Below are 233 nucleotides of genomic sequence, written 5' to 3'. Positions count from 1 at the left end.
AGCACACGCAGCCGAAACGCCTTTTCTCGCCTGCGGCAGGGGCCACCGCTTTGACGCTGCGCGCCAGGGATACTTCAACCTGCTGACCGGAGCAGGCACCAAGTTTTCCGCCGACACGGCGGAGATGGTGCAGGCGCGCGTCGATTTCCTCGGAGCGGGCCATTACCTCCCCATGGCCCGGGAGTTGGCACGGCTGGTTGCCGAAGCCGCTCCCGCGGCCCGGACGGTGCTCG

At 68.2% G+C, this 233-nt stretch carries 1 pseudogene; it reads left to right on the top strand.

Features of this window, described 5'->3' with window-relative positions:
- Positions 1-233 (top strand): annotated as a pseudogene (locus SB754_RS23105) (SAM-dependent methyltransferase); the annotation flags it as partial.

The sequence above is a fragment of the Leifsonia sp. SIMBA_070 genome (assembly GCF_046534635.1).
Taxonomy (GTDB): domain Bacteria; phylum Actinomycetota; class Actinomycetes; order Actinomycetales; family Microbacteriaceae; genus Leifsonia.
Note: the sequence above shows the minus strand (reverse complement) of the source record. Positions and strands in the feature narration are given on the sequence as shown.